At 65.1% G+C, this 9,370-nt stretch carries 10 protein-coding genes; 6 read left to right on the top strand and 4 right to left on the bottom strand.

Annotated features, from left to right (window positions below; all coding sequences use genetic code 11):
* The 4 genes from CMN27_RS03290 to CMN27_RS03275 form a co-directional block, all read right to left on the bottom strand.
* The coding region (locus tag CMN27_RS03290; protein WP_293623983.1) for a UPF0149 family protein at positions 1–308 on the bottom strand (308 nt) is incomplete at its 3' end.
* A 126-nt stretch (positions 309–434) separates the two neighbouring features.
* The gene (mrtJ, locus tag CMN27_RS03285) at positions 435–809 is read right to left on the bottom strand and encodes a JDVT-CTERM system glutamic-type intramembrane protease (RefSeq protein ID WP_293623982.1); all 375 of its coding nucleotides are present in this window, start codon (positions 807–809) and stop codon (positions 435–437) included.
* A gap of 58 nt (positions 810–867) precedes the next feature.
* Positions 868–2,088, bottom strand: coding sequence for a JDVT-CTERM domain-containing protein (locus CMN27_RS03280; RefSeq protein ID WP_293623981.1), 1,221 nt, complete (start codon positions 2,086–2,088; stop codon positions 868–870).
* A gap of 20 nt (positions 2,089–2,108) precedes the next feature.
* Complete coding sequence (locus CMN27_RS03275) at positions 2,109–2,444, bottom strand: hypothetical protein (RefSeq protein ID WP_293623980.1); 336 nt, start codon at positions 2,442–2,444, stop codon at positions 2,109–2,111.
* A gap of 164 nt (positions 2,445–2,608) precedes the next feature.
* Between CMN27_RS03275 and argE the strand changes: the two genes are divergently transcribed.
* The 6 genes from argE to CMN27_RS03245 all read left to right on the top strand — a co-directional run bounded on the left by argE (position 2,609) and on the right by CMN27_RS03245 (position 8,582).
* Positions 2,609–3,784, top strand: a complete 1,176-nt coding sequence (gene argE / locus CMN27_RS03270; RefSeq protein ID WP_293623979.1) for an acetylornithine deacetylase — start codon at positions 2,609–2,611, stop codon at positions 3,782–3,784.
* A 24-nt stretch (positions 3,785–3,808) separates the two neighbouring features.
* Positions 3,809–5,179: an amino-acid N-acetyltransferase gene (gene argA / locus CMN27_RS03265; protein ID WP_293623978.1), complete on the top strand. Its 1,371-nt coding sequence runs from the start codon at positions 3,809–3,811 to the stop codon at positions 5,177–5,179.
* A complete protein-coding gene (locus CMN27_RS03260) occupies positions 5,176–5,925 on the top strand; it encodes a 16S rRNA (uracil(1498)-N(3))-methyltransferase (RefSeq protein WP_293623977.1) in 750 nt (249 codons plus the stop codon). The genes argA and CMN27_RS03260 overlap by 4 nt, the downstream gene beginning before the upstream one ends.
* Positions 5,926–6,182: 257 nt before the next feature.
* Positions 6,183–6,710 (top strand): TetR/AcrR family transcriptional regulator, encoded by a 528-nt coding sequence (locus CMN27_RS03255; protein ID WP_293623976.1) that lies wholly within the window; start codon positions 6,183–6,185, stop codon positions 6,708–6,710.
* On the top strand, positions 6,707–7,840 hold the full coding sequence (locus tag CMN27_RS03250; RefSeq protein ID WP_293623975.1) for an MFS transporter: 1,134 nt from the start codon (positions 6,707–6,709) through the stop codon (positions 7,838–7,840). Before CMN27_RS03255 ends, CMN27_RS03250 begins: the two co-directional genes overlap by 4 nt.
* Before the next feature lie 244 nt (positions 7,841–8,084).
* Positions 8,085–8,582, top strand: coding sequence for a hypothetical protein (locus CMN27_RS03245; RefSeq protein WP_293623974.1), 498 nt, complete (start codon positions 8,085–8,087; stop codon positions 8,580–8,582).
* The last annotated feature ends 788 nt before the right edge of the window (positions 8,583–9,370 follow it).

Raw genomic sequence — 9,370 nt, 5'->3', positions numbered from 1 at the left:
GCACACCAGCGCGCCAGCGCCTGCACGCGCCGTTCCAGATCGACGTCGTCGCCCGGCAGCAGCGGCGTAAAACTCAGGTCCGGATCGAACAGGCCTTCGAGCGTCATCTCGCGCAGGGCATCCAGCGCGCCTTCGATCTTGTCGTTCTTGACGTCTTCGACGGCCCGCGCGCCGCTGATTTCGTTATCGACACAGAGCATGCCGGTAAGCGTGCCGTGCACCTCGCCCGGCGTCTGTACCGACTCGGCCTGGGTCAGGCCCACCTGGAGGGCGTCGAAGATATTGTTCTGGCTGTTGCCTTGGCTCATGTCGCGCTGCTTTTTTGCAATACGGCATGGTAGCAAAGCCGGCCGTTGACCCGGCGCATAGCCTGCCGTGCGCGATTATGCTTGGCGGGCTTAAAGCCTGCGTCCCGCGCCTCGATCCGCCAGTCGCTATCCAGCGCCCAGACAGCAGAAATAGACGAGGTTATAGAAGGCATGCACGCTCACCGGCGACCACAGCCGGGCGTGACGCTCCCAGAGCGCGCCGAATACGAGCGCGGGAAAAAAGGTCGCCAGCGCCCAGGCCGGCGGATGGGCGAGCAGATGGGCGACCGCAAACAACGCGGCGGTGAAGAGATTGGCCGCGCTCAGCGGCCCCCAACGCGCACGGATGTGCCCACGCAGCCAGTCGTGCACGCCGAGCCGGAACACGATTTCTTCGAGCAGGGGCAGAACCCCGACCGCCATGATCAGAACCGGAAAGCCCGGCCAGCGCAGTACAAACTGCGCTGGCGTGGCGAGCGTGATCAGCCAGAGCGCGGGCACGGCGGCGACAAGCGCCGCCGCATAGACCGGGTCGCGGCCCGGCGACCGCGCCGGCGGGTCAGACGAGCCGACGACGGCGACAGACCCCGAACGCGCCCACCGCGAGCAACAAGGCCCATAGCGGGTCGAAACGGCCTTCGCCGGTCAGCGTACAGCCGCCGCCGCTGCCACTGCTGCTGTTCGAACTTGAAGAACCACCCGTGCTCACGACCGGCTCGGTCACCGGCTCAGTGGGCTCTTCCTCGGGCTCCTGCGGATTCGCGATCGCCTGATCGGCTTCGTCCGGGCAGCGCGCACCGTTGGCGAGCGTCCAGCCGATGTCTTCAAGCACGCAGGTGGTCAGACCGATGCCGCTGGCGACATCGTCGTTGCCGGTGGCAAAAGGCTCCATGATCTGGTCCGGAGAAAGCGACTCGTCCCAGTGCGAGATCGAGCTGCCGGGACTGACAGGCGACGGCGCATACAGCTTGACCCGGCCTTCCTTAAGACCGGCGGTGAGGATACTGGCCGCGCGGCTGCCGGTATTGATATCGCTCCAGACCACGTTTTCGCCGTTGGTCAAGGACCGGGCACGCTGCTCGTCGGTGAGATCGGTCCAAAGCGGGTCGTTGGGGAAGGACAGATCCTGGATGAAGGTGCTGTAAATATCGGGCAAGCGTGCGCCGCCGTCGCTGGTCTGCGGAAACTGACCGGCTCGCGAGTTGGCGTCGTCGGTCAGTGCCACCAGCGATATGAAGCCCACGCCGTGCGTGAGTTCGTGTTCTACCGTGCTTACGAAGCTCGGGCGGTCGCTGGGCGTTACGCCGTCGATACCGTAGTACCAGCTGGCGCTCTCCAGGCAATTGGTGCCCTCGTCGAGAGTCGGATTGAACGTGGCACGGATATCGTTTGCCGTATCCGGCACCCGCGAACCACGCAGGGCATTCGCCAGCGCCAGCGGATAGAAGACGTTGCTTCGCGCGCGGCTCGTCGTGGTGAAATTGGCGACGTAGGTTATCGGCCCGGCCGCGCCCAAGGTCGCGCTCTCGCGGTCGCAGCTCAACGTCTCGTCGAAGTCGGCGACGATGCGAATCGGCACCCTGCTGTCAATTCGGCTGCCCAGGATATCGGCGGCGTACTGAAAGGCGATACGGCGCTGCTGTCCCAGCGTGGCACCGTTATTGCCACCTTCCGGTGCGACCGGCGTGGGGTCGTTGAAGCCGCTGTCCGGGCCGTCGTTGACGACCAGCACCATGTCGGCCGCGCTGGCGGTCGAGGCCGTGCCGAACAGCAGGGCCATGCCGAGCGTTGTGGCTCCGGCTAACGATCGTGCGTAGCGCATAACGCCTCCGTGCCATCGCTGGCTTCGTCGTGGCCAACGTGGCCCATATGCAGACTGCCGTCCGCGCAACGCACCGCGCGCGTGCGCGGCGCGGATTCAAAACGGGGGGTCAACATCTGTGCGCCTTCGCTGTTCGTCCAGGCCTTCGGCGCCGGGGCGCGCGTCTTCTGCGCGGCCTCACCCGGTTTCGGGGCTTCCCGCTTTTCCGCCGGCGGCGCGACGATTTCGCCGGTTTCCGGGTCGATGAAGATCTTCTGCTCGGCGGCGAACGCAGCCGGCGAACCCGCCACGCCGAGGCTGGCGGCAAGCAGCAACGCTGCTACCGGTGTCTTAAACAATCGCATTGGTTTTGTAACCCTCATACGTGAATATCCAACCTGGCTTACGCCGCATGATTTCATCAGGTTTCGAACCGCCGGTATACCATGCGGTGTTCCGAAGATGACAGGCCCGGCGCAGGCCCACGATAGAACCGCATATGACCGTACTCGACTGGCAACAAACGCTCTCCACGCTGATCGGCCATCGCACCATCAGCAGCGACAATCCGAACTTCGATTGCGGCAATCGCGCCGCCGTCGAAGACCTGGCCGATCGGCTCGAGCAGGCCGGTTTTGCCTGCACGATCACCCCCATGCCCGACCGCGACGACAAGGTGAACCTCGTCGCACGCCTGGGCGCTGACGACCCGACCGGTGAACACGGCCTGGTGTTCGCCGGACATATCGATACCGTGCCCTATGACGATAACGGCTGGCACAGCGACCCCTTTAGCCTGACCGAGCGCGATGGTCGACTCTACGGCCTGGGCACCTGTGACATGAAAGGCTTCATCGCGATCGCCGCCGCCGTGGCCAGCGAATACGCGGCCGAAAAACTGGCCGCACCCGTGAGCCTGCTGGTATCGGCCGACGAGGAATGCGGCATGGACGGCGCCCGTGCCCTGCTCGATGCCCACCGAGAGCACGGTCGGCGCCCGGGCCGCTACTGCGTGATCGGCGAGCCCACCAATCTGGTACCCATTCGCCAGCACAAGGGCATCTTCATGGAAACGCTGGAGGTGCACGGCGCCTCCGGGCATTCGAGCAACCCGGCCCTGGGCGCGAACGCCATCGAGGGCATGTACCGGGCACTGAGCGCGATTCGCGCCCTGCGTGACGAACTGGTGGAACGCCAGCGCATCGCCGGTTTTCCCGTACCCCATGCCACGCTCAACCTGGGCGCGATCTCTGGCGGCGACAACGCCAATCGCATTCCGGCCCGCTGCCGGCTGGACATGGACCTGCGTTTTCTGCCCGGCATGACCATCGACGGCCTGCGAGCGGAACTGCATGAACGCGTGGCCGCCGCGCTCGCCGATAGCGATTGCACGCTGCATTTTCGCGAGCTGTTCACCGGCACGCCGGCTTTCGAGACCGCCGGCGACTCGCCGATCGTCACCGCCTGCGAGGATTTGTCCGGCCAGGCCGCGGCGGCCGTCGATTTCGGCACCGAAGGCTCGTTCTACAATGCCATGGGCATGGACAGCGTGGTGCTCGGCCCGGGCGATATCGCCCAGGCGCATCAGCCCAACGAATATCTCGCCCTGGAACGCATCGCGCCGATGCAACGCATCCTGCACGGGCTCATCGAGCGCTTCTGCCTCGCCCGCTAGCCGCGACACCCGCATAATATCGGGATGAACACGCCGCACACTGCCCCGCAGCCGGTCGCGCCCGAGCGCGCCGAAGAACCGCGCCACCCCGACATGGTCGCCTCGCTGCGCGCGAGCGCGCCCTATGTGCATGCCCACCGCGGGCGCACTTTCGTGATCCATGTGCCCGGCGAGGCCGCGGCATCGCCAGCTTTTGCCGATCTGGTCTACGACATCGCCCTCCTGGCGAGCCTGGGCGTTCGGCTGGTGATCGTGTTCGGCGCGCGCCCGCAGATCGATGCCGCGCTGGCCGATGCCGGGCTTGCCACCCGCTTCGTCGATGGCGTGCGCGTGACCGACAGCGCAGCACTTGCCTGCGTGAAACGCGCGGTCGGCAGCCTGCAGATGGATATGGAGGCGCTGCTGTCAACCAGCCTGGCGAGCACGCCCATGGGCGGCGCACGCATCGTGACCGCCAGCGGCAATCTGGTGACCGCACGGCCCGTGGGCATTGCCGGCGGTATCGATCACGGCCATACCGGCGAAGTCCGGCGTATCGACGTGGCCAGCATCAATGACCATCTGGAGCGCGGCACCATCGTGCTGATGTCCTGCGTGGGTTATTCGCCGTCCGGCGAAATCTTCAACCTGTATGCCGAAGAGGTGGCGACCGCGACCGCCACGGCCCTGGCCGCCGACAAATTCGTCGTGCTGCACCCGGGCGCCTCTCTGCACGAACGGTTTGCCGATACCCCGGCCGAGCTGGATATCCAGACCGCACGACGGCTGCTGGCGACCGAATCCGCGCCGTTGCAGGCCGCCGATCGCGCTCGCCTGCAGGCCGCGATCAACGCCTGCCAGGCAGGCGTGGCCCGGGCCCATCTGGTGAGCTTCGATACCGACGGCGCGTTGCTGCGCGAGCTGTATTCCCGCGACGGCGCCGGCACCATGATCGCCGCCGACACCTACGACATCACCCGTACCGCGACCGCCGACGATCTCGGCGGCGTGCTCGCGCTCATCGAGCCGCTGGCCGAGGCGGGCATTCTGGTCGCACGTTCGCGCGAACAGATCGAGCTGGACATCGGCCACTACGTGGTGCTGGAACGCGACGGCCTGATCACGGCCTGTTGCTCGCTCATGCCCTATGCCGAAGAAGGCGTGGGCGAACTGGCCTGCGTCGCCGTGCATCCGGACTATCGTGGCCAGGACCGGGCCGAGCGATTGCTGGTCGAGGTCGAGCGGCGTGCACGGGCAGCAGGCCTTGCACGCATCTTCGTACTCACCACAAAGACGCCGCACTGGTTCGTCGAACACGGCTTTGCCCCGGCCGATCTGGATGCCCTGCCTCTGGCCAAGCGCGCCCTCTACAACTATCAGCGCAACTCGGCGGTGCTGATCAAGACGCTGGCATGAGTCGCCGGGCCCACGTCCCTCGGGTGTTCGTCGAGACCCCGCTCGCGGTCGGCGAGGTAATCGAACTGGCCGATGCCAAGCGCCATCATCTGGCCACCGTGCTGCGCCTCGACAGCGACGCAGCGGTTACGCTGTTCAACGGCGATGGCCATGAATACGGGGCGCGCATCCGCGAGGCGGGGCGCAAGCGCATGACGCTGGCGATCGAAACCCGGGATACGCCGGAACGCGAATCGCCGTTGTCGATCACCCTCTATCAGGCCATCGCACGCGGTGATCGCATGGACTTCGCCCTGGCCAAGGCGGTGGAACTGGGCGTGACCGCGATCCGCCCCGTGTTCACCGAACGCGGCAAGGTCAAGCTCGAAGGTGACCGGCTCGCCAAGAAACAGGCGCACTGGCAGGCCGTGGTCGAATCCGCCGCCGAACAGAGCGGCCGGCTTGTATGCCCGCCGCTTCAACCGGCCATTAACCTGGCGCAGGTACTCGATGAAGACGCGCACGCCGATGCCCTGCGACTGATGCTCGCCCCCACCGCCACCACGGGCCTGACCGCGCTGGCGAAAAACACGCGCATGACCCTGCTCATCGGCCCCGAATCGGGCCTGTCCGAGGCCGAAATCGCCAGCGCAGAAGCCGCCGGCTGGCAGCCCATCACCCTCGGCCCGCGCGTACTGCGTACAGAAACCGCGGGCATGGCGGCACTCGCCGCGCTGCAGTCGCTCTGGGGCGATCTGGCCGGCTAGATAAACTCTGCATAGCCTCTCGCGGATCGCGACAGGTCGTGCAGAGCTTCCCTAGGCCGGTTCCGCACGCCACGCCGCGACTTCTGGCGCTTTCCAGGCATTCATTCGCGAGCGCTACGGCCTGCGCCCGCGGTGGCCGAACCGACCTGCGTCGCATTCCCGCCAGTCGCACATCCGCGTTCTGCGCACGGCAGCGGGTCTCGCAGTGAGGGGCCACAAGATTGACGCATGTAAAACGATCGTTTTACATTGAGCGCATGGATATTGATCAACAGCTGCTGGCGGCTGCAGAACGCCTGTTCGATCGCAACGGTTTCAATGCCACCGGCATGGGCAAACTGGTTCGCGAAGCGCGGCTTTCGAGTCGAACCGTCTACAAGCATGCGGGCAACAAGAATGCGTTGATGGCGCGGGTACTGGCGGAACGCCATCGGCGTTTCTTCGAACACACCGACTTCAGCACGACCACCGCGCTGTTCGACTCGCTCGCCGAGTGGTTCGCCGCGGAAGGCATACGCGGCTGCCTGTTCTTCCGGGCCGAGGCCGAGACTGGCGGCGACATACCGGAGATCGCCGCCGAGGTCGCGGCCTACCATCGGGAGTTGACCGAGCGCATCGCCGATCTGGTCGTGCGCGAAACCGGCCAGGCGGATGCACAACTGGCCGATCAGATACTGGCCCTGTTCGAAGGGGCAACCACGGCTGCCACCTACCGCGGCGCGGCCGTAATCGAAGCCGCACGCACCTGTGCCTGTCAGCTGGTAAACGCACGGGCTCGGCCATGACGCCCGCGCTTCGGATCGGCGCGACCGGCTTCGGGCTGATCGCGGTCTGCTACGGCTTTGCCCGCTTTGCCTTCGGCCTGTTCCTGCCCCAGATCCGTAGCGATCTGGGGCTGTCTGCCAGCCTGGCCGGCGTCATATCCGGCGGCGCCTTTGCCGCCTACTGTGTCGCCATCATCGTCTCGGCCCGCTGCTCGGAGCGTTTCGGGGCACGCATCGTCGCGGTCGCCGCGGCGGCCGTGGCGACGGCGGGTCTGGTCGGCATCGCGGTTTGTACTTCACCGGTATGGCTGGCGGTATTCGTCATTCTTGCCGGCACCAGCACCGGCCTGGCCTCGCCGCCATTGGCCGAGGCGGTGTCCTACGCGGTGGCCCCGGCACGTCGCGATCTCACCAACACGATCATCAACGCCGGCACCAGCGCGGGCGTGGCGCTGTCGGGGCCGTTCGCGCTGGGGCTCGGTGAGCAGTGGCGCCTCGTTTTCATGATCTTCGCCGCCACGGCCGCCGCGTTGGGCGTCGCCTCCTACCTGGCCTTGCCGGCCCGCGGCTCGAAAAACGGTCGGATCGACGGGCTGGGTATGCCGCCGCTGCATGCCAACCTGCTACGGCTGGTGGCGGCGTCGTTTCTCATGGGCGCGGCCAGCACCGCGCTCTGGTCGTTTGGCGGCGAGATCGCACAGGCACGGCTCGACTGGTCCACCCGGCTGACCGGCATGCTCTGGATAGCGATCGGCGCGGCCGGCATCCTGGGTGCCGCGGCCGGGTGGCTGGTCGCGCGCCTGGGCATCAATACCGTACATCGATTGTTCCTGGTGGCGCTCGTGGCCAGTATCGGCATGACCGGGCTGGCGTTCACCACGCCCACCCTCACGCTCGTCGGCGGCGCACTGTTCGGCGCGGCCTACGTGATGCTCACCGGCGTCTATCTGGTCTGGGGCACCACGACGCTGCCCGACCGTCCCGGGACCGGCCTGATGGCCGGGTTTCTCACGATCGCCGTCGGCCAGACCGCGGGCGCACCCTTGTTCGGGGTGCTGATGAGTCAGTTGTCGTTACAGGCGGCCGTCTTGGTGTTCGCCGGCCTGGGGGTGACGCCCGGACTGTTCTGGTTTCGCGCGGTAACCGACTGATCGAAAGCCTTAAGCGAAGCCCTTGGCAAAGCCGCTCGAAACAGGCTTTCGAGACCATTCAACGCGGCTATCGAACTGCCATGAAAATTTAATTTACCAAGTACTTCAGAAGCGCTTGCAAGCGCCGTAATATACCGTCTCGAAGCCCACTCGGCGCCCGCCGCGTGTCGTTCATCAGCCTTAAGTAGTTGCCGTGAAAGCGCTGATTTCTCTCGGATTTGTGGTTCGTCGCGATTATGCGTCGATGGTTGTGCGTCTGTCGCGTTGGCGCGCCGTGCTCGCATGGTGGTGGATGCTGCGCTCGCGTCGCTATATCGTGCTGCGCAATCTGGCCGTCCAGACCCCGGCGGCGCTCATCCATCTCGGGCTGGTGGTGGTCAGCACCCGCGGGCTTTTCATCATCGAACCGCTGGATGCCGGCATCGCCCACGACCTGGGTTCCACCGACTGGGCCCCGCGACCCATGGCGGATGCCGCGAACGACGACAACCCCGTCGACCGTTGCGAACAGCAGGCCCGGGACGTGGCGGAATTGCTCGAGGAAAACCGCAGCTTCGTCAGCCCGGTGCTGGTCACCGTCAGCAACCTGCCCGCAGAGCGCCCAGCCAATATGGTGCACGGGCCCGAGCTTGCCGAATATATCCGCAGTTATCGGGTCGAAGTATTCTCTGCACGACGCCTGCAGCAGATCGTCACCCAGCTGTCCGGGCAAGCCCCGGCTCAACTCAAGACTGCTGCCTGAGCGCACGGCCCGATGTAGAGCGGCTGAAACGCCAATTCGGATCCGCCGGACTGGCTGCTGGTGTAACTGTCCGCCAAGGCGCGCTTCGAGTGGTGTGCTGTCTTTGAACGAAAGACAGGAACCACAGATTTCGCAGATCAACACAGATTGCCTGACAGACCACTTCGCGCTACGTCGGCATGCATGCCCCGTTCGCGTTTATTCTCGTGCATTCGCGGTCCGAGTCGTCCTCTAAGACAAGGCAGGAACCACAGATTTCGCAGATCGACACAGATTGTGTGACAGGCCTGTTCGCACTACGTCCGCATGCACGAAGCTTGAGGCAAGTGAAAGGGCCGAAAACGCCCCCCTTTTTAATCCCTTAAATCTGTGCAATCTGTGGTTGCCTTCAAGGAACGAGGCCAGCCAACGCGAAGCCCCACGTTCACACTGCATGCCCCGTTCGCGTTTATTCTCGTTCATTCGCGGTCCGAGTCGTCCTCTAAGACAAGGCAGGAACCACAGATTTCGCAGATCGACGCAGATTGTGTGACAGGCCGCTTCGCGCTACGTCGGCATGCATGATGCTTGAGGCAGGCGTAAGAGTAGAAAGTGCCCTCTTCTTAATCCCCTAAATCTGCGCAATCTGTGGTTGCCTTCAAGGAACGAAGCCAGCTAACGCGAAAGCCGCACGTTCTCAATGCATGCCTCATACGCGTTTATTCGCGTGCATTCGCGGTCCGAGTCGTCTTCCAAAACAGGACAGGAACCGCAGATTTCGCAGATCGACGCAGATTGTCTGACAGGCC

Origin of the sequence: Salinisphaera sp. (genome assembly GCF_002729955.1) — a bacterium.
In the GTDB taxonomy this organism is placed as follows: domain Bacteria; phylum Pseudomonadota; class Gammaproteobacteria; order Nevskiales; family Salinisphaeraceae; genus Salinisphaera.
The sequence above is the reverse complement of the archived record's forward strand: the minus strand, read 5'-3'. Positions and strand labels throughout refer to the sequence as shown.

Bases quoted from the DNA above. Each gene is read 5' to 3' on its own strand.
- CMN27_RS03280 (WP_293623981.1), bottom strand. From the start codon at position 2,088: ATGGCCCTGCTGTTCGGCACGGCCTCGACCGCCAGCGCGGCCGACATG.
- argE (WP_293623979.1), top strand. From the start codon at position 2,609: ATGACCGTACTCGACTGGCAACAAACGCTCTCCACGCTGATCGGCCAT.
- argA (WP_293623978.1), top strand. From the start codon at position 3,809: ATGAACACGCCGCACACTGCCCCGCAGCCGGTCGCGCCCGAGCGCGCC.
- CMN27_RS03260 (WP_293623977.1), top strand. From the start codon at position 5,176: ATGAGTCGCCGGGCCCACGTCCCTCGGGTGTTCGTCGAGACCCCGCTC.
- CMN27_RS03255 (WP_293623976.1), top strand. From the start codon at position 6,183: ATGGATATTGATCAACAGCTGCTGGCGGCTGCAGAACGCCTGTTCGAT.
- CMN27_RS03250 (WP_293623975.1), top strand. From the start codon at position 6,707: ATGACGCCCGCGCTTCGGATCGGCGCGACCGGCTTCGGGCTGATCGCG.
- CMN27_RS03245 (WP_293623974.1), top strand. From the start codon at position 8,085: ATGGTTGTGCGTCTGTCGCGTTGGCGCGCCGTGCTCGCATGGTGGTGG.